Consider the following 17,844-nt stretch of genomic DNA (forward strand, 5'->3'; position numbering starts at 1 on the left):
CGTTAAAAATTCATCTCTTTCCAAAGGAGCTACAAAAAAGCTTCTAGAGACGAATGTTGCTCGGTGCAAATAAGTTGATGCGAGTATAGGAACTTCAACTTAACGGGAAGCTGAGCTCAATATTACAGTTTTGATACCTGGCTATTTGTGAACAGATGTTAGTTAACGGCAAACGAATGTAAGGGCTCACAGTGCAACCAGTGGATACTCGGCAATCAAGCGAACTTCCTCCAGGTCTGACTCGAACGTACTGGAGCGCACCGTGGCCTGGCGTAAACGCAAGGACAAATCCTTGAGGCTGCCACTTTGCACCACGTACTTGGCCTCGATATCCCGTTCCCATCGGCGTTGATCGGTCAGCGGGTTACCGGCTGCATCGCGGCGCATGTACACCGCGTTGGCATTGCTGTAGTCGGCGCCGGTGCCTTTGGCGTAGCGGGTCATGAATGAGAGGCCGGGAATGCCGAAGGCCTGCATGTCGAGGTCGTAGCGGGCCATCCATGAGCGCTCCTTGGGCGAGTTGAAATCGCTGTACTGGATCGAGTTGTTGAGGAAGATCGAGTCCGACTGGCGCAGGTAGTCGAAGTCGTCATTGCCATTGTTGCGCTGGTGCGAGAGGGCCAGGCTGTGGGCGCCGACCTTGACCCCGAGCCTGGCGCTCCAGATGTTGTTGTTGAATTCGCCCAGCAGTTTTTTGCCTTCGTCCACGGCCTTGTAATAGTTCACGTCACCGAACAAGGACACGTTTTCACTCAATGGGTAACTGGCGTTGGTGCCGACGTAGTACTGGTCCCAGGCGTCCTTCAGGCGGCTGCTGTACGCACTGACACTGAGGTGTTTGTTCACCGCGTATTCGCCGCCGAAATAGCCGATCCAGGGCGAGTCGACCTTACCTGCATAGAAGGTCGCAAAGCCCTTGTTCATGCCGCTTTCACTCGGCTGGCTCATGCCGCTCAAGCGCCCGCCTTGCAGGCTCAGGCCCTCAAAGCTGGTGTTGTGAGCGGTGACGCCGCGAAAGCTTTCCGGCAACAGGCGCGAATCGCCAGCGGCCACCACCGGCGTGGCGGGGAACACATCGCCAGCTTTTATCACCGTATCCAGCACCCGTAGTTTCGCCGCGCCGCCGAATTTGCTGTAGCTGCTTTCGGGGTGGTTGTCGCTGTCTACCGGCAGCACGCCGAACGACCCCTTGCCGCCGCTGCGACCGGTGCCCGAGTCGAGCTTGAGGCCGTACATGACGAACGCATCCAGGCCGAAGCCAACGGTGCCTTGGGTAAACCCGGATTCGAATTTGCCGATCAAGCCCTGCGCCAGGGCTTCAGAGTAACCGTTGCCGGTAGGGCTGGACTGGCCCTTGCGGTCATCGCGGTTGAAGTAAAACGTGCGCGCCAGCACGTTCACGCTGCTGCCTTCGATAAAACCGTCGGGCTTGTCCTCTAAGGCCACGGCCGCCAGGGGCAGTGCGGCGAGCAAGGAAAAGGGAAGGATATGGTTAGTAATGCGCATGGTTCGCTCCTGGGTAGTGGCAGTTTTCAGCTTCTTATAGAGGCGGGCGTTCTTATTGATCTGGCCCGGGCCGATAGTTGCAAACCGCGGATAACGAACTCATGGCGTGAACATTACAATTCTGGAAACTCACGGCCACCTAACAAATAAGTAATGTTTTGGTGAACATTGCGTCAGGGTTGGTTGATTAATCTCGTCACTGAACTTTTCTGACGAGGAACTAATGATGAACGCTTATAAAGTTGCCCTGGGTGTATTGGTCGCGGTCCTGTCTTTTGGCGCGTTGGCCGAAGGCGGCGGGGACCGCACCTTTGCCCTGATGATGGAGCGCAATGAAAAAGCCATGGCTGCTTACGCCGAAAAGAAGGGCAAGCCCGCACCCGAGGTGCAGGCCTACCGCTATGGCATGAAGCTGGACATTGAGAAGGTGGTGAACGTAACGCCGCCGATCCGCTCCTGCGAGGCGGTGCCCTCGCGCATGACCTATGAAGACTCCACCGGCAAGCTCAATACCCTGGAATACCAAGTGATGGGTGTGTGTCGAAACAACGGCGGTTAATGGATCCAAAAAAAGACAGCTGGCTGCGGCGAAAAAAACGCTTCAGAAAACGCCCGCAGCGCCGATGCAGGTCAGATACACCTCACCCAATGCCCATCGGTGCCCCATGTTCAATACCCGCCTGAAGCAAGAGCTGTCTGCTCTTCGCGAAGAATTGTCGAGCTTGCAGCAGGTCAAGGAGAGCCTGGAAAGTGAAATGCTGTGCCTGACGCTGGATGCCGACGGCCGGGTGGAGTGGGCCAATGCCAACTTCCTGCAAGAACTGGTTTACCAGGCCAGTAACATTGTGGGGCGTCACATTGATGAGCTGGTGCCGCCGCATGTGCGCCAGGACGAATTCCAGCTGCGCTTTAAAAATGCCCTGGTGCGCGGCGAACACTTCGCCGGCACCGTGCGCCTGATGCGTGGCAACGGCAAGGAAGCGTGGCTGCGCTCGATTGTGCAGCCGGTGCGCAACTCGGAGGGGCGCATCAAGCATTTTTCGATTTACTCAAGCGACCTCACCCGCACCATCGAGGCGTCGCGCGAGCATGAAAACCTGATTACCGCGCTGGTGCGTTCCACGGCGGTGATCGAGTTCGACCTCGACGGGCATGTACTCACGGCCAACGATCGCTTTCTCGGCGGCATGGGTTACAGCCTGGCGCAGATCCAGGGCAAACATCACCGCATGTTCTGCGAACCGCAGGAGTACAACAGTGCCCAATACCAACAGTTCTGGAAGCGCCTGAACGCCGGTGAATTTGTTGCGGCACGCTTCAAACGGGTCGACAGCCATGGCCGCACGGTTTGGCTGGAAGCCACGTACAACCCGGTGCTGGACGCCAATGACCGCCTGTACAAAGTGGTCAAGTTCGCCACGGTGATTACCGATCAGGTCAATCAGGAACAAGCCGTGGCCGAGGCTGCCAATATCGCCTACAGCACCTCGCTGCAAACCGACAACAGCGCCCAGCGCGGCACCACCGTGGTAACCCAGGCGGTGGATGTGATGCGTGATCTGGCCAAGCATATGCAACAGGCCGGTGACGGCATCGAGGCGCTGAATGCCCAATCCCAAGTGATCGGCACTATCGTCAAGACCATCAGCGGTATCGCCGAACAGACCAACCTGCTGGCGCTCAACGCAGCCATTGAAGCGGCACGTGCCGGTGAACAGGGCCGTGGCTTTGCGGTGGTGGCCGATGAGGTACGTCAGTTGGCCTCGCGTACCAGCAAAGCCACGGAAGAGATTGTCGGCGTAGTCCGCCAGAACCAGGACATGGCCCGCGATGCAGTGACCTTGATGAACGATGGCCGCCTGCAGGCCGAACAAGGCCTGGCCCTGGCGGCCGAGGCGGGCACGGTGATCGTGGAGATCCAGGACGGTGCGCAAAAAGTCGTCAGCGCGGTGGGCCAGTTCGCCAATCAGCTGTCGAGCTGACCCGTAGGGCGTGTGCTTGAGGTATCGTAGGTTTTTTCTTGCTTGAAGAGCCGACCCTCCATGAGCCCGACCCACCGTCGCCCCGTTCCGCTGTCCAAGGCCTACCGCTTGCTCAACCACGGCCCGACTGTGCTGGTCAGCGCAGCCCACGATGGCAAACGCAACATCATGGCCGCCGCCTGGGCGATGCCGCTGGATTTTGAACCGCCCAAAGTCGCCGTGGTGTTGGACAAGTCCACCTGGACTCGGCAACTGCTGGAAGGCGCCGGCACGTTTGTGTTGCAAGTACCCTGTGTGGCGCAGGCCGATCTGGTGCAGACGGTCGGCAATACCAGCGGTTCCGAGACCGACAAGTTCGCCGCCTACGGCCTGCACACCTTCAGTGGCGAGCACACCCAGGCGCCGCTTCTGGAAGGCTGCGTGGCCTGGCTGGAGTGCCGCTTGCTGCCCGAGCCGCACAACCAGCAGACCTACGACCTGTTTCTCGGCGAAGTGATCGGCGCCTATGCCGACGAGCGCGTGTTCAGCGACGGGCATTGGCACTTCGAAGGGCATGACGAATTGCGCACCTTGCACCATATCGCCGGCGGAAATTTCCTCAGCATCGGTGCACCGGTTGTCGGGCGCCAATTGTAAGCCACGGCTGCAGCGTTCTGCAGGCCGGGTGAGTGTTTTTGCCGGCGACCCCGCATTGTGGGAGCTGGCTTGCCTGCGATAGCGTGTGTCAGGCACCCAATATATTGACTGATGCACCGCCATCGCAGGCAAGCCAGCTCCCACAGGTTTAATCGCATTTCAGGTGGGCCAATCAGCGCCCTAGCATCTTCACCCATCGCGACGGCGGCATGCCGTAGGTGCTGCGAAATTGCCGGGTCATATGGCTCTGGTCGGTGAAACCTGCGGTCAGCGCCGCGTCCACCAGCGATTGGCCCTGGGCCAGCAAGCTGCGCACCAAGTCCAGCCGGCGCATGGTCAGGTAGCGGTAGGGGCTGGTGCCGAACAACAAACGAAAGTCTCGCGACAGCGCCCAGCGATCGCGCCCGCAGTGGTCGGCCATTTCATCCAGGGTGATGCTGCGGCCCAGGGCGCTGTGGATAAACTCGCGGGCGCGCTCGGCAGCCACATAATCGAACGACTTGCGGCTGATGATCGCGCCGGATGCCGCGTTCAGCGCGTGTGCCAGGTCGAACAGGGCGTCCTGTTCCTGCATCGGGTCAACCGGGCAGTCGAGGTTTTGCAGCAACACTTCGCTGGCGCGGAAAAGGCGTGGGTCAGTCGACAAACCGTTGTGGATAAACGGCAATGGCCGACCACCGAGAATCTGCTGGATCAGCGCCGGCTCCACATAAATCATCCGGTACTTGAACCCCTCCACGCTGCTGGCGCGGCCGTCATGGGATTCATCGGGGTGAATCACCATGGTCCTGCCCGGCAGGCTATGGGTCATGCAGCCACGGTAGTGGTAGCTTTGCACGCCAAACAAGGTGCGGCCGATGGCGTAGGTGTCGTGGCGATGCGGGTCAAACGCAAAGCCTGCAAAGTACGCCTCGATACGGTCCAGGCCGCTGGCGTGCGGGGCGCGGTGCAGCCAGTCGAGGGTGGAAGTGGGTTGGCCCATGATGACTTGTCACATGTAGAGGTGGAAACACGTTAACCGAGTCTGCATCGGTTGTCTGCCGAGGTCTTGTACGATTGTGCAGGCGTTGGGCTAGGCCTATGATCCGGGTTCGTGTACTGCGCTGACGGAGCTGCCCATGGACGTTATCAACCCTGCCTATGTGGCCCCGCTGGTCTCGCTGGCGCTGCTGTGGACAGTCGCTGTCGTAACGCCTGGGCCGAACTTTTTCAACACCGCGCAGTTGGCTGCCAACTGCTCCAGGCGCCATGGCGTTGTGGCGTCGGCGGGTGTAGCCAGCGGCACGATCATTTGGGGCTTGGCGGGCGGCTTGGGCATCAAGTCGCTGTTTACCGCCGCGCCGATGCTCTACCTGGCATTCAAGATCATCGGCGGTTGCTACCTGATCTACCTTGGGCTCAAGTTGTTCAAACGCTCGGCTCCGGCTGCGGGCCAGACGGTTCTGCCCGACGCACCGCGCCGCTCATTGTTCTCTGCCTGGCGGTTCGGGTTACTGGGCAACTTGTCCAACCCCAAGGCTGCGCTGTTCGTCGCGACGGCCTTTGCCTCGACCATGCCGCCATCTCCTTCGCCCGCGCTGCTTACCCTGGCCGTCATCACCATGGCCACCTTGTCGTTCAGTTGGTATTCCAGTGTTGCCCTGGTGTTTTCCAGCGAGCGCATGGCCAGCCTTTACGCGCGTTCACGCAAATGGCTCGACCGCTTTGCCGGTGGTTGCTACCTGCTGTTCGGCGCACATCTGGTAGCGAATCGCTGACCGCTCATGGTAAGAAGCCTTACTTTCAACAGTGAGGCCGGGTCATGAGCAAGGTGCGTGTAGGTATTATTTTTGGTGGCCGTTCGGCCGAGCACGAAGTCTCGTTGCAGTCGGCGCGCAATATCGTCGATGCGCTGGACCGTTCGCGCTTTGAGCCGGTCTTGATCGGCATCGACAAGGCCGGCCACTGGCACCTCAACGACACGTCGAACTTTCTGATCAACCAGGAAAACCCGGCGCTCATCGCTCTTAACCAATCCAACCGTGAACTTGCAGTGGTGCCGGGCAAGGCCAACCAGCAAGTGGTGGAAACCTCCGGTCAGGGCCTGCTGGAACATATCGACGTGATCTTCCCCATCGTCCACGGCACCCTCGGCGAAGACGGCTGCCTGCAAGGCCTGCTGCGCATGGCCGACCTGCCTTTCGTCGGCTCCGACGTGCTGGGTTCGGCGGTCTGCATGGACAAAGACATCAGCAAGCGTCTGCTGCGCGATGCCGGTATTGCTGTCACACCGTTTATCACCCTGACTCGCCGCAACGCGGCGCGTACCTCGTTTGAAGCGGCTGTGAACAAGCTCGGTTTGCCGATGTTCGTCAAACCCGCCAACCAGGGTTCTTCGGTGGGTGTGAGTAAGGTTGGCAACGAGGCCGAGTACCATGCTGCTGTTGAACTGGCCTTGGGCTTCGATGAAAAAGTGCTGGTGGAGTCCGCGGTCCAAGGCCGTGAAATCGAATGCGCCGTATTGGGCAACGACAACCCCATCGCCAGTGGCTGTGGCGAGATTGTGGTGAGCAATGGCTTTTACTCCTACGACAGCAAATACATCGACGGCCAGGCGGCCCAAGTGGTGGTGCCGGCCGATATCAGCGTCGAAGCCAGCGAGCGCATTCGCCACCTCGCCATTGAGGCGTTTGAAGTGCTGGGCTGCGCAGGCCTGGCGCGGGTTGATGTGTTCCTCACCGATGACGGTGAAGTGCTGATCAACGAGATCAACTCACTGCCAGGCTTCACACGTATCAGCATGTACCCGAAGCTGTGGCAGGCGGCGGGGATGAGTTACAGCGAGCTGGTGAGCCGGTTGATCGAGCTGGCGCTGGAGCGGCATGCCGGGCGTAAGGGGCTTAAGATCAGCCGATGAAATGACTCGAGTAACATGTGGCCTCTGTGGCGAGGGAGCTTGCTCCCGTTGGGGCGCGAAGCGGCCCCAACACCAGACAGCACGGTTCTACCTTGAAATAACGTAGTGGCTAAATTGGGGCTGCTGCGCAGCCCAACGCGGGGCAAGCCCGCTCGCCACAAAAGCGCCCTTGGCACTGATCAGGGGTTGCGAGCAATCCACGAATAGATCAACGTCTTCGCTTCTTCAGGGTGATGCGTGCGCCTGCGATAGCTGGCGAAAGTGGAGGATGTGCAATACGTACACACTTCACTGACTTCGATCTGCTCACGCTTAAGCCCTGCTGCTAACAGCAACATTACCCCGAAGCCGCTCAAATCAAACCAGGCACTTCCCGTTTGCCTGGCATAGGGCGGGGCAATTTCGGGGGGCAGCAATGGCGCCGGTTGTACGAAGCTCCACGGTGCCCGGTCGTCAGGCCACAGATGGCCTTGATCCGCCTGAAACTGCGCAATAAAGTCCTCGCTCACTTCATAGCAGCACGGTTTGATTGACGGCCCGATTGCCACCTGCAACTGCTCCACGGCGATGCCTTTGTCGGCAAATTGCTGCACGCCATTGGCGATGATCCCGCCTTGCAACCCCTTCCAACCGCCATGCACCGCTGCGACCGTCGCACCGTCTTCAGCCGCGATAAGAATGGGCAGGCAATCGGCTGTGATCACCGCAATCGGCTGATGCTCGCGCGTGAACACGCCATCCGCCGCCACGCTGTTGGTTGCCAACTGCGCCTGCCATTCAATCACCGTCGCGCTGTGTACCTGCTTGCAGATGAACACTGCATCCGGGCGCTGGGGGTCATTGATCGAGCAAAAACCATGGTCGACGCCGCCAAGGGCGCCGAGGTTATCGGCCTGTTGCACAGCACGCTCTCCGTTCGTAGAACATTCAGTCACCGACCGCTTCGCCTTCACGCCGAGGGTCGGCGCCGCCGCTCAGGGTTACCTTGCCTTGAGCATCGCGCGTGCGAACAATGGCCTGGATGCCGCTGGTCATATCGATTTCGCTCAACGCGTGGCCCTTGTCACGCAGCGCTTGTTTCAACGCAGGGCTGAACAGGCCGGCCTCCAACTCGGTCGCGCCGTTGCGGCTACCAAAGTTGGGCAGGCTGATGGCGGCTTGCGGGTCGAGGTTCCAGTCGAGCATTGCCACCAGGGATTTGCTCACGTATTCGATGATTTGCGAACCGCCCGGTGAACCCACCGTCGCCAGCAGCTCGCCGCTCTTGCGGTCGAACACCAGGGTAGGCGCCATGGCTGAGCGAGGGCGCTTGCCGGGTTCGACGCGGTTGGCCACGGGCTGGCCGTTTTCTTCAGGGAGAAACGAAAAGTCGGTCATCTGGTTGTTGAGCAAAAAGCCCTGAACCATCACGTGGGAGCCGAACGCCGCTTCTACCGTGGTGGTCATCGACACCGCGCCGCCCTGGTCATCCACTGCCACCACTTGCGAGGTGGAGATGCGCAGCGGCGAGCGGTCCGGCGCGTAGGCCACCTGGATGCCCGCTGGTGTGCCCGGCTTGGCAATGCCCATGCTGCGTTCGCCAATCAATGTGGCGCGCTGTGCCAGGTAGTTGGGGGAGACAAGGCCCGCGACCGGTACTGGGGTGAAGTCCGAGTCGGCCACATACAGCGCACGGTCGGCAAACGCCAGGCGGCCGGCTTCGGCGATCAGGTGTACGGCTTCGGGCACAGGCTCAAGGCCGGTAGGCGATGCACTCTTCACCGGTTTCATCGGCGCGATGGCCAGGCGCGGGTCACGGGCCTCCACTGCCTGCAAGGTGCCGAGGATCTGTGCGACGGCTATCCCGCCCGACGACGGCGGCGGCATGCCGCACACCCGGTATTGCTTGTAGTCGGTGCACAGCGGCGTGCGTTCCTTGGCGGTGTAACCCTTAAGGTCAGCCTGCGAGAGGCTGCCCGCATTGCGATTGCCCTGGACCTTGCGCGCGATTTCATCGGCAATCGGCCCGTGGTACAGCGCGTCTGGGCCTTCCTTGGCGATGCGCTTGAACACAGCAGCCAGTGCCGGGTTTTTCAACAGTGTGCCGGTGGCTTTAGGCGAGCCATCGGCGTTCAGAAAGTAAGCCGCCATTTCCGGCGACTGGGGAATGTAGCGGTCGGCCGCAATCAGTGCGTGCAAGCGTGGGGAAATCGCGAAGCCTTGCTCCGACAGCCTGATCGCCGGTTCAAACAACTTGGACCATTGCAGGTGCCCGGTCTTTTGATGCGCCATCTGCAGTGCCCGCAAGACGCCCGGCGTGCCGACCGAACGTCCGCCAATCTGCGCTTCGGGAAACGCCATCGGCGTGCCGTCGGCCTTCAGGAACAAGCGCTCAGTCGCGCCGGCGGGCGCCGTTTCACGGCCGTCATAGGCGTGTACGTTCTTGCCGTCCCACAGCATGATGAACGCGCCGCCGCCGATGCCGGAAGACTGCGGTTCCACCAGGGTCAGCACCGCCTGCATCGCTATCGCGGCGTCAATCGCCGAACCGCCCTGGCGCAACATCTCCCGCCCGGCTTCGGCCGCCAGCGGGTTGGCGGCGGCGGCCATATGGCGTTCGGCGTGGCGGGTGGTGAGGTCGGTGCGGTAACCCGAGCCCAGTTCCGGTGCCGGAGGCTGTTCGTTGACAGGTGTGTGGCAGCCGGCCAGCACCAGGGCTGCGGCAACCATCGACAGTTGACGGCGGAAAATCGTGAACACGCGCTGAACTCCGTTCATTTTGAGAATGATCTGTTGTCCTTGGGCAATCCCTTTTACAGGTAAATCGTGCCTTGCAGGTAGAGTGCTGCATGGCCTGAGATGATCACGCGGTCACCTTTGAGTTCACACCGCAGTTGCCCACGGCGCCTGCCGCCCTGTTCGGCGCTCAACTGCGACTTGCCCAGGCGCTCGGCCCAGAACGGTGCCAGCGAGGTGTGTGCCGAGCCGGTGACCGGGTCTTCATTGACGCCCACATTCGGGCCAAACCAACGGGAAACAAAATCAAAGCGCGTGCCTTTGGCCGTCACTGCTATCCCGCGTTTGGGCAGGCCCTTGAGGCGTGCAAAATCTGGCGTGAGTGCCGCGACCTGGGCTTCGTCATCAACGACAACGATATAGTCATCAGTGGCATACACCTCGGCGTGTTCGAGGCCCAGCGCGCTCAACATGCCGGCTGGCGGCTCGCAACGCTCGGGCTGTTTGGCCGGGAAGTCCATTGCCAGTTCGTCGCCATTGCGCGTCACGCGAAGCTCACCGCTGCGGGTGGCAAAACGCAAGATCTCAGGGGGATTCGGGAGTTTGTGAATCAGCACCCAGGCAGCGGCCAACGTCGCATGGCCACACAGGTCCACTTCGACTTCGGGGGTGAGCCAACGCAGCTCATACACCTCGCCACGAGGCACGAAAAATGCGGTTTCGGAAAGGTTGTTTTCGGCGGCGATGTGGTGAAGCTGCTCTGTGGGCAACCACTCGGTCAGCGGGCAGACGGCCGCCGGGTTACCACCGAAGACCTGTTGGCTGAACGCGTCGACTTGATAGATATCCAGTTTCATCACAGGTGCTCCATGTAGGGAGGCAGGACACTAGCAGTGGGTTACGTGGAGCGTCAAAGTACAGATCCTCAGTTTTTTTGCGCGCATGTGTCCTGGTCAGCCCAGGCGCAACACCATCGCCCCGACGGCAATGATGCAGGCGGCAATGATGCGAGCCCGCGTGAGATGCTCTTTGAGCACCCACGCCGAAATCACTACGCCAAACAGGATCGAGGTCTCACGCAAGGCCGAAACCGTCGCGATGGGCGCGTGTGTCATCGCCCACAACGCCAGGCCGTATGACGCCACAGTGCCTGCGCCCCCGACGGCGCCAAGCTGCCAGTTACGGGCGACGTAGCGACAGAACGCTGCACGCCGCGCGGCTAAGGCCCACGCGGCGAGCGGGATGCCGGTCAGCAAAAATATCCACAGCGTGTAAGCCGCGGGTGCGCCGGACTTGCGCACGCCAAGGCCATCAATCAGCGTATAGCCGGCTATCACCAAGGCGTTTATCAGCGCCAGCACCAGTCCTTTTTTATGACCGGTCGAGGGCGCTGCGGCCATGCTCAAGATACCCAGGCAGATCACGCCAATGCCAAGCCAGGCAAACGCCGAGAGTGGCTCGTGCAACACCAGCACACTCACCAACGCCACCAGCAGTGGCGCAGTGCCACGCATGATCGGATAGGTCTGGCTCATGTCGGCAATGCGGTAGGTCGAGGCCACCAGTACGAAATACAACACCTGCAAAACCACCGATGCGCCGATGAAGGGCCAGCTTTCTCTGGCCGGTAGCGCCAGAAACGGGATGGCCGCCAGCGCAATCAATGAAGCGGCGGATGCAATCATGCAGGTGGTCAGCAGCTTGTCGACGCCGCCTTTGACCACCGCATTCCACGTGGCGTGAAGGGCGGCGCCCAGCAGGATGATTGCGAATACGCTCAGGCTCATGGATGGCACTCAAAGCAGCATTTTGGGATGTTAATCGCAGAGAGTATGCCCGAGCACTTTTGTGCAGGCATAAAAAAACGGCCTACCTTTCGGTAAGCCGTTTTTAGTACTTGGTGGTACGCAGTCATTTGAACCAAACCCAAAGCTATCTGTATTTAATACATTTTATATACTACTCAATAAGTCAGGCATACACACAGGCATACATATTGCCGAGAACTGAGCGAATGCCCTTTTATCGTAACCGATCCACGAACTACACCTACCTAAACGCAAGGTGGTCGTTTATTGTGACATTCCTAGCAAGTAGTTCCATGGTAGTAAGGCTCCGTAGTCCCCAACCGATTGCGCTTGCGGCCGTCTTCCAGTACGTGGCGTAGCCACGTATGGGGCTCCTGGCCGTTGACCTTGGCGGCCTCGACCGAACTGTAAATCTGGGCACTGGCGGTGGCGCCTTTGGGCATGTCGCTGAACAGCAGGCCTTGCGTCCTATTACAAACGGCTTGATCGCTCTTTCGGCCGGATTGCCGTCGATCGATAAAAAAACCAGCTGCCACGTAGCGCCCCAGCTGGCTCAAGTTGTTGGCCAGATAATTCACCGCCTTGCCCAGCACACTTTGTGGTGCCACTTGAGATTGCGTTTTATCCAGCCCGCTTTTCAACTGGGCCAAGATCGGCAGACTTATTTTTTGACGACCGATAAATCGCTGCTCATTGCTGAGGTCCTTGAGGTTACGCTCGATGCCATACAGTTTATTGATCATCGCCAGCGCGATATCGGCACGGCTGGTCTTGCCCTTAGGTTGCACTTTCTGCGCATCGACAAACTTACGACGTGCGTGCAGCCAATCGCTCCACTCCAGACTGCAACGCCACCGCGTTATAATCGTGGGTCATTACGTAGCCGAGACAGTCGCCAAGCAGTCGCAACGGCACCTCCTGCGCTCGGCTGGTGGTGTAATCAAAAAGAATCACTGGCCGCTCTAGCGGGCAACTGGCTTGTACCCGCATCCGGGATTAGCTGGTCGGGTCTCGATCCGGCTCTTTGAGTACTTGGACGTGGGTTTCGTCACAATGGATCACACAACACGCCAGTGTCGGGCATGGAATATCGACGCCGTGTCGACTCAGTGAGATTGATGTTGACAACACAGCCGCCAAAAAATATCACAGCATCTGAATGTTTTTTTTCGCTTCGGCGCTAAGCGCAGCTAGTGCCAATCGTATTGGTACAAACTTCAGCTGCTTGGTTCTATTGGAGGCAGTGTCAAACATACTGGGGCAATCTGAACAGGCCTTATCTTCTATTGAATATGATAGATAGTATTCAGTTTGCATTTGGATTTTAATGCCTAATAGGAGTAGCACTCCGATTGTTTTCAGCTTGTATCCAATCTAAAAATTGTGCTTCGTATCCTCGATAAACAGTGATCTTTTTGCTGCAGTATGTCAACTGGTAGCTAAATCATATCGGTGTCCCCAGAAACATCCTGCCTGTCGCCCACTCAGCCGCCGAAATTAATGTGGATTATGTATACGTTTCGCCAGACTAAGAGACGTCTCGACGTTTATATCCTGCTTGCGGTCCTTTTCGGAGATGTTTCCGAAATCGTCACCAAACCCGTAAAGATCCACAGGGCTGAAGCTTACTCTTTACGCTTCGTGTTCTGGCTGTATTAACTTGCGATTAATTAATGCATCAATTCTTTCTTTTGCTTTTGCTTGGCCAATTCCTAAAGAAAAACAACATGCGTGTAAGGCTGTTTCGATATTACTAGGTTCGTTAAAAGCTGCTAAGATCTTCAGGGTCGTTAAGTCTATTGAGTACATGACTTGTTTGGACTTGACATAGTAACGATCTCCGTCCGCATAAAAAAATACCCAAGAGGAAATACAATACTGAGTTGAACCACTCAATAATATATCTTGATGTATGTTGTCTGGAATCGCTAGTATGGCTCTAAAAAAAATTCGTCTTACGGCATATAGAAAATCCTTGATTCTGACTTGTTCGGGACTTCCAAGTACTGACTTTCTAAAGATGATAGCAACGGGCTCCGATTGTGCATAAGTTCTATCGATTCTCCTTGGCCGCCACTTAGTTTTCAAATAAAAATCACCTCCAGCCACAAGGAATGCCTCTAATGCAAACTCGAAGAGACAACGCGCTTGATAGCTAGCCGTGATCTCTGATTCGTGCATATCACTACCTACGACATCGTCATACATAGGCTGAAGCATTGAGTAGAAGTAGCAAATAAGTCGTTCCATAAATAGGCAGCTTGAGTTTCTTATGATAAGTAATTGTTCCGGTATCGGGCCGTCGATCACAAAGCCACGAATGAGTTTGCTGATTTGTTCCAAGCGCCTTTGGCTTAGCCCAATATATGATTCTCTATTTAAATCGTCTAACACAAGATTTAACTCGTTTTCACCCCAAAACGTAAGCTCTATCTTTCGATCTTCAAATATTAAGTTTAAGAGTGGTGGCGTAATAGCCTGAGGGCCAAAATAAAATATATCGACGTCGGAGGTTGGTGATTCCAAACCTTCTGCGATTGAGCCAGTTAAAAGCATAGATGTGCCATGAATAAATTTCATATTTAGAAAGTCCCTTAGCTTTCCAATAAATTCATTATTATTTATCATTGTGGCGATCCATCGTGGTTTTTAATTTTTTAGCGATGTCAAAAGCAAGGCGCCGGAGGGTATCAATGTCTGTAATATTATCTACTACAACGACTTGGCAATTTATAGTTTTGTTAGATTCGATCAAAAGCTGATTATAGGCGCGCTGAATTAAATTAAGTTCAGCTGGACGCTCATAGTGTTGAGCTATCCGTCCGCGTTGAATAATTCGTTCGTATGCTAATTCGACTGGTGTGCGCAAATAAATAACAATAGATGGCAATATAACTCCGCATGCTTTCTGCGCAGCTATCGTATGCTCCATTGGTACCGAATATAGCGCATAATGATAAGCGATATCACTGTGCACCCACCTATCGGCGAGTACTATTCCTGAGGATAGCTTAGGGGCAATATTTTTAATCGTATGATGATATTTATCCTGAACATAGGATGAAGTGATTTCTGCGGTAGTTAATTTTATTCGCTGTTGACGTAATCCTACTATTTTATAAGTTTCGATTGGGGACAGCCAAGAATGTTGTCCTATTGTGTGGCAATTAACATTTAATTTGCCCAAAGCATTTTCTAAAAAAGACCTAAAAGTGGTCTTGCCGCTGCCATCGCAACCTTCAAGGCTTATAAACATATCTATGTATTCTCCTTTTCCTTAAAATCAGCGAGGCAAGTGAGATAATCATATGGAGAACCTGCAATAAGCGACCAGCGATCGGGTTGAGGAAGCCACAATGAGAAGATATGTTTAGTCAGCGGAAATCCTCTGAATTCAAGGTCGAGCGAAGCTGCGGTCCAGTCTCCTATTGCAGTCATTGAGTGTGGGATATTGGCCCTCGCAGCCCAGCACAGAGTAATGGCATCACAAAATTCCGTGCTGAAACGCTCAACAGAATCAGAGGATATGCCGTATATAAACTTCTCACTACGAATGAATGAACTTATGAAGTTTATGGCGGCACCCTTAATTAATAATTCTGCGAGAGATGATGAGTCTAGTTCGAGCAGTTGAGATGAACTAAGGTTGACGCTATAAAAGTTTTTCGAACATTCAATGTCGTGTATAACAATGTTGCCTATTGATAAATTCACCAGCCAAGCAAAGCTAGCCTGTTCTAATGATTTGATTGCTGCATAGAGCTTTTTGGTTGCTGCGCTATCCAGTGTTTTTCCGGGAGCGCTGTGTAAGTAAATCTCAATTCCTGAAACCTCAATTGTAATAAACGAATAACCGCTAAGAACAAGTTTTTCCTTCCGCGGAAGAAAAAAACCAATAGGGACATCACTATCTCCTTCCGTTGCTACGCAGTCTGGATGAATCTTACACAACACAGGGTGAAGAAGGAGAAAGAAGAAGTGCACGCACCGGCCATCGATCATATGATCATAGCTCTTATTTTCTAATAGCGAAGACTTGAAGTTAGGGAATAAACGCTCATACAAGAAATCATTTGAAAGTTTCATGATCTATACTTACCGTTGAAGGCGCGATTTATTTCTTCACAAATAATGGCTTTTGTTTTGCTTTCTGGAAAGATCGCCAATGCCTCTCCAAGGATCGCTTTAGAGTCTTCCAGTTTACGTTGCTCTACGGCTATCCGACTGTCTAAATAATCATGGTATTCATGGCCCTGTCGAGATTTTTTGAGGTAGAAGAAGAACTCTAATAACACTGAAAATACTAAGGCGGCATGAATTAGACCTACTACAGGGCGTAATTTCTTTCGCCAAGGTGAGAAAAATGTTTGATCATTTGGAACTTCTATCATTTCGGAGTTTATTGCCATGTTTAACCAGTTGTGTATGGATTCATGTAAGATCATTTCAGCCATGCGCACGGAGTGAGCTGAAAAGTCACAGAATACTGTGCCTGGTAAACATTCCAGAGTGTAGCTTTGGCTCGGTGCATCATTAGCTACGTTGTCAAGCAGGCAGATGATCTTTGAGAGGCTTATGAAGTGAAAATAGCCACATTCTTCAATCAGAGAAATAGCGGAATGCACATTAGATAAAATCTTCTTTGGTGCCAATCTAGTGTGTGCTGTAATTAAGTAACACGGCGATTCGTGTGTCGTTTCAATACGAAACATCTCAGTGTGCGAGGCTATAAATGGAGAGTCTGTTGAATACTTTTTTAGACTATCCATCACTGCTTTACCATGAGCAGCCAACTCAGCAGAATTTCGCTCAGCACTTAGCTGTATAAAATATGTGGCTTGGTGCATGGCCGTAAAGTCGGCGCCCTCACTATACTCTAACTCAGTTTGATCTTCAGTACGATTCCACGCGGCGGCAATATACTTGGTAGCGTCAGTTTTTCTTTTGTCAATTAGTGTAGATAGACAGTCATACTCAATGCGGGGGTGCAGTTTTGGCACTACAGATCTTGAAGAAACCGCTTCTATTAAGCGAGCCTGACCAACCGCCAAAAAACGGAAATCTACCATCTTCAACGGTATCCATTGAAATACAAATTCAGTAGTCGTATTGTCTGGATGAACCTCCATGTGAGTCCAATTTGAAGGGGCGCTATCTAAAGTCTTTGAGCGCAATACGAAAAAATACCTATGGTGTACTTCGTCGCGGAATGGCCACATATCGTGGCGGCCTTCACCAACACTCTTTAGGTCCTCAAGCTGAACAGTAAGTCCCGTCTCTTCGAAGAATTCACGACGTGCTGCAACTAGCGGAGATTCATCTGGTTCAATAGTGCCACTTGGTACTTGATATCCTACCTCAGGATATTTTTTATGAAAAAATACTAATAAGTGATCATGCCTAAAGGCATAAATTACTATCTTCTTTTTCATATGGAAGGCTTCCTAAAAACAAATAGTATATTACTTCTACATTCGGTTACATCTGTGTATAATATAGAGCTCAACTGGCGAGTGTCGACGTGCCGAAAACCAGCAAATCGAAAAGCCCTGTACACGTTTATTCGCCTTAAGCATTCAATTAAGTATGCATCTACTAATCTTAATTTAGACTCGTATAGAGACATATTGCATGCTCCCCTATACCTACGGGTGAGAATCGTTAGTTGATTAGTATTCTGACATTTTAGATCTGGGTACACAGATATGCCAGCCATGTTTCCCCAAGGACGAAACTCTCCAATTACAAATCCACCTGGCATAAGTGCTCGATGGGCCAAGCGTAAAACTTCTCTCAGATTATCCGCATGCAAAGAATTTAAGGTTTCGTATCCTAAGATAATGACGTTAAAACGCAGTTTTGTGGTTCGTAGCCAATACTTAAACACTGAGTTAATAACGTTATGTTTGGTTCGCAATGTGCGGTTGTTTTTTGCGTACTTACAAATTTTAGGATTAATTTCGATTGCTATATGTGATTTACAATCTATCCCGGTACGCATCGGTATGGGTATTGGTCCACAGTTAGCCTCGAGGACTGCGGCCGACCGATTCAGGAAATTGAACCTTTTATAATAACGTAATATTTTTTTTTGAGATGTCCTCTTCCTGGTTCCTTGATCGGTTGTTGCGTCCAAATGCACAGCTAAAGCTTGATCAGCATAAGCAGAGTCTAAGAAATACCTAGCGGGGTGCATCTTAACGTGTTTGATAATACCCTCGATGGATAAGTAATCCATCTATTGACTCCAATTCTTGCGCATTATGTTAGCCAGGATATTACATGCGATTTTACATGCTAA

Annotated in this window: 15 protein-coding genes and 1 pseudogene; 5 read left to right on the top strand and 11 right to left on the bottom strand. The window is 54.3% G+C overall.

Translation table 11 applies throughout. The features are described from left to right. Positions 1 to 186 precede the first annotated feature (186 nt). Positions 187 to 1,506, bottom strand: a complete 1,320-nt coding sequence (locus tag HBO23_RS00130; protein ID WP_170036129.1) for an OprD family porin — start codon at positions 1,504 to 1,506, stop codon at positions 187 to 189. 226 nt (positions 1,507 to 1,732) lie between these two features. On the opposite strand from HBO23_RS00130, the gene HBO23_RS00135 reads away from it, so the two are divergent. From HBO23_RS00135 to HBO23_RS00145, 3 genes are all read left to right on the top strand, one after another. Continuing rightward, complete coding sequence (locus HBO23_RS00135; RefSeq protein WP_170036131.1) at positions 1,733 to 2,065, top strand: DUF2790 domain-containing protein; 333 nt, start codon at positions 1,733 to 1,735, stop codon at positions 2,063 to 2,065. A gap of 106 nt (positions 2,066 to 2,171) precedes the next feature. Next, the gene (locus tag HBO23_RS00140) at positions 2,172 to 3,488 is read left to right on the top strand and encodes a PAS domain-containing methyl-accepting chemotaxis protein (RefSeq protein WP_170036133.1); all 1,317 of its coding nucleotides are present in this window, start codon (positions 2,172 to 2,174) and stop codon (positions 3,486 to 3,488) included. Positions 3,489 to 3,548: 60 nt separating this feature from the next. Then, positions 3,549 to 4,124: a flavin reductase family protein gene (locus HBO23_RS00145; protein ID WP_017137673.1), complete on the top strand. Its 576-nt coding sequence runs from the start codon at positions 3,549 to 3,551 to the stop codon at positions 4,122 to 4,124. Between the two features lie 172 nt (positions 4,125 to 4,296). Here HBO23_RS00145 and HBO23_RS00150 read toward each other — a convergent pair whose 3' ends face one another. After that, positions 4,297 to 5,106, bottom strand: a complete 810-nt coding sequence (locus tag HBO23_RS00150; protein ID WP_017137672.1) for an AraC family transcriptional regulator — start codon at positions 5,104 to 5,106, stop codon at positions 4,297 to 4,299. 136 nt (positions 5,107 to 5,242) lie between these two features. On the opposite strand from HBO23_RS00150, the gene HBO23_RS00155 reads away from it, so the two are divergent. Beyond that, positions 5,243 to 5,881 (top strand): LysE family transporter, encoded by a 639-nt coding sequence (locus HBO23_RS00155; protein ID WP_170036135.1) that lies wholly within the window; start codon positions 5,243 to 5,245, stop codon positions 5,879 to 5,881. A 44-nt stretch (positions 5,882 to 5,925) separates the two neighbouring features. Beyond that, complete coding sequence (ddlA, locus tag HBO23_RS00160) at positions 5,926 to 7,020, top strand: D-alanine--D-alanine ligase (RefSeq protein ID WP_017137670.1); 1,095 nt, start codon at positions 5,926 to 5,928, stop codon at positions 7,018 to 7,020. A 179-nt stretch (positions 7,021 to 7,199) separates the two neighbouring features. Here ddlA and pgeF read toward each other — a convergent pair whose 3' ends face one another. From pgeF to HBO23_RS00205, 9 genes and pseudogenes are all read right to left on the bottom strand, one after another. Continuing rightward, positions 7,200 to 7,922 (bottom strand): peptidoglycan editing factor PgeF, encoded by a 723-nt coding sequence (gene pgeF / locus HBO23_RS00165; protein WP_170036137.1) that lies wholly within the window; start codon positions 7,920 to 7,922, stop codon positions 7,200 to 7,202. Between the two features lie 25 nt (positions 7,923 to 7,947). Then, positions 7,948 to 9,777 (bottom strand): gamma-glutamyltransferase, encoded by a 1,830-nt coding sequence (ggt, locus tag HBO23_RS00170; RefSeq protein WP_170036139.1) that lies wholly within the window; start codon positions 9,775 to 9,777, stop codon positions 7,948 to 7,950. A gap of 35 nt (positions 9,778 to 9,812) precedes the next feature. Continuing rightward, on the bottom strand, positions 9,813 to 10,592 hold the full coding sequence (locus HBO23_RS00175; RefSeq protein WP_170036141.1) for a PhzF family phenazine biosynthesis protein: 780 nt from the start codon (positions 10,590 to 10,592) through the stop codon (positions 9,813 to 9,815). Between the two features lie 96 nt (positions 10,593 to 10,688). Beyond that, positions 10,689 to 11,522 (bottom strand): EamA family transporter, encoded by an 834-nt coding sequence (locus tag HBO23_RS00180; RefSeq protein ID WP_170036143.1) that lies wholly within the window; start codon positions 11,520 to 11,522, stop codon positions 10,689 to 10,691. A gap of 285 nt (positions 11,523 to 11,807) precedes the next feature. Next, positions 11,808 to 12,653 (bottom strand): annotated as a pseudogene (locus HBO23_RS00185) (IS66 family transposase); the annotation flags it as partial. Positions 12,654 to 13,175: 522 nt separating this feature from the next. Continuing rightward, a complete protein-coding gene (locus HBO23_RS00190) occupies positions 13,176 to 14,171 on the bottom strand; it encodes a nucleotidyltransferase domain-containing protein (RefSeq protein WP_170036145.1) in 996 nt (331 codons plus the stop codon). After that, positions 14,161 to 14,799, bottom strand: a complete 639-nt coding sequence (locus HBO23_RS00195) for a deoxynucleoside kinase (RefSeq protein ID WP_170036147.1) — start codon at positions 14,797 to 14,799, stop codon at positions 14,161 to 14,163. Before HBO23_RS00195 ends, HBO23_RS00190 begins: the two co-directional genes overlap by 11 nt. A 2-nt stretch (positions 14,800 to 14,801) precedes the next feature. Then, entirely contained in the window at positions 14,802 to 15,629 is an 828-nt protein-coding gene (locus HBO23_RS00200; protein WP_170036149.1) for a hypothetical protein, read from the bottom strand. Then, positions 15,626 to 16,975: an NUDIX hydrolase gene (locus HBO23_RS00205; protein WP_170036151.1), complete on the bottom strand. Its 1,350-nt coding sequence runs from the start codon at positions 16,973 to 16,975 to the stop codon at positions 15,626 to 15,628. The genes HBO23_RS00200 and HBO23_RS00205 overlap by 4 nt, the downstream gene beginning before the upstream one ends. Between the last annotated feature and the right edge of the window lie 869 nt (positions 16,976 to 17,844).

Source organism: Pseudomonas sp. WS 5532 (assembly GCF_012985445.1).
GTDB classification, from domain to species: Bacteria; Pseudomonadota; Gammaproteobacteria; order Pseudomonadales; family Pseudomonadaceae; genus Aquipseudomonas; species Aquipseudomonas edaphica.

What these genes read in the sequence shown, in the direction of transcription:
- HBO23_RS00130 (WP_170036129.1), bottom strand. Translation starts at nt 1,506, where the DNA reads ATGCGCATTACTAACCATATCCTTCCCTTTTCCTTGCTCGCCGCACTG.
- HBO23_RS00135 (WP_170036131.1), top strand. Translation starts at nt 1,733, where the DNA reads ATGAACGCTTATAAAGTTGCCCTGGGTGTATTGGTCGCGGTCCTGTCT.
- HBO23_RS00140 (WP_170036133.1), top strand. Translation starts at nt 2,172, where the DNA reads ATGTTCAATACCCGCCTGAAGCAAGAGCTGTCTGCTCTTCGCGAAGAA.
- HBO23_RS00145 (WP_017137673.1), top strand. Translation starts at nt 3,549, where the DNA reads ATGAGCCCGACCCACCGTCGCCCCGTTCCGCTGTCCAAGGCCTACCGC.
- HBO23_RS00150 (WP_017137672.1), bottom strand. Translation starts at nt 5,106, where the DNA reads ATGGGCCAACCCACTTCCACCCTCGACTGGCTGCACCGCGCCCCGCAC.
- HBO23_RS00155 (WP_170036135.1), top strand. Translation starts at nt 5,243, where the DNA reads ATGGACGTTATCAACCCTGCCTATGTGGCCCCGCTGGTCTCGCTGGCG.
- ddlA (WP_017137670.1), top strand. Translation starts at nt 5,926, where the DNA reads ATGAGCAAGGTGCGTGTAGGTATTATTTTTGGTGGCCGTTCGGCCGAG.
- ggt (WP_170036139.1), bottom strand. Translation starts at nt 9,777, where the DNA reads ATGAACGGAGTTCAGCGCGTGTTCACGATTTTCCGCCGTCAACTGTCG.
- HBO23_RS00175 (WP_170036141.1), bottom strand. Translation starts at nt 10,592, where the DNA reads ATGAAACTGGATATCTATCAAGTCGACGCGTTCAGCCAACAGGTCTTC.
- HBO23_RS00180 (WP_170036143.1), bottom strand. Translation starts at nt 11,522, where the DNA reads ATGAGCCTGAGCGTATTCGCAATCATCCTGCTGGGCGCCGCCCTTCAC.
- HBO23_RS00190 (WP_170036145.1), bottom strand. Translation starts at nt 14,171, where the DNA reads ATGATAAATAATAATGAATTTATTGGAAAGCTAAGGGACTTTCTAAAT.
- HBO23_RS00195 (WP_170036147.1), bottom strand. Translation starts at nt 14,799, where the DNA reads ATGTTTATAAGCCTTGAAGGTTGCGATGGCAGCGGCAAGACCACTTTT.
- HBO23_RS00200 (WP_170036149.1), bottom strand. Translation starts at nt 15,629, where the DNA reads ATGAAACTTTCAAATGATTTCTTGTATGAGCGTTTATTCCCTAACTTC.
- HBO23_RS00205 (WP_170036151.1), bottom strand. Translation starts at nt 16,975, where the DNA reads ATGAAAAAGAAGATAGTAATTTATGCCTTTAGGCATGATCACTTATTA.